Annotated in this window: 1 protein-coding gene; it reads left to right on the plus strand. The window is 53.9% G+C overall.

The features are described from left to right. A partial coding sequence (locus MKZ87_RS28830; protein WP_266202222.1) for a transposase occupies nucleotides 1-872 on the plus strand: 872 nt, incomplete at both ends.

Consider the following 872-nt stretch of genomic DNA (forward strand, 5'->3'; position numbering starts at 1 on the left):
CTGGTGATCTACCAGACCGAACTGGATCTGCTGGAGACGCTTCCCAATAACAAGCCAGCCATCAAGAAATGGCTGAAAACCTTGCCGGCACCGGTCGACATAGCAATTGAGTCGACCAATATCTATCACTTGGAATTCGCCGATCTGGCCCATGATGCCGGCTGCACGATTTACATGGTCGGTGGCTATGAACTAAGCCACTACCGCAAAGGTGTGAAGGTTCGCGCCAAAACCGACGCGCTGGATGCAAAGCTGCTCGCCCGTTATCTGAAAAACGAATATGAAGAGCTTCACCCATGGACTCCACCATCGCCGCTGTATCGTCAGCTCTTGAGCCTTTTCCGCCGGCGCGCCGCGCTGGTTCAGGCACGAGTTGGCCTGGTACAGAGCTGGGCAAATGAGCCGCTGCTCAAAGCCGCTTTTGCCGAGCAAATAGCCTCAATGCAGAGGCTTGAAGTGCTGGTCGAGAAGATGATCAACGACCTCCTTAAAGAGGCCGGTTTACTTGTCCATCTAAGGCGCTGCATGAAAGTTGAAGGCATAGGCTTTTTGACTGGAGCTCGCCTGATCGCGGCGTTTCAACGGGGCGAGTTTAAAAACGCTGACGCATTCATCGCTTTTTTGGGGATGGATTTACGGGTTTCACAGTCGGGGCAGAAGGACGGTCGTCGCAGTCTGACAAAACGAGGTGATCCGGAGGCGCGCCGACTTTTGCACAATGCAGCCATGTCGGCCAGCCGAACAGCGACCTGGAAAGGTTTTTATGAAGAGCAACGAGCTAAAGGGTTCAGCACCACTCAGGCACTGGTGATTCTGGCCCGTAAACTTGCTCGGGTCGTATTCGCACTACTAAAGGGGCAGAGCGAATACCA

Origin of the sequence: Pseudomonas sp. MCal1, from assembly GCF_026341415.1 — a bacterium.
Taxonomy (GTDB): Bacteria; Pseudomonadota; Gammaproteobacteria; order Pseudomonadales; family Pseudomonadaceae; genus Aquipseudomonas.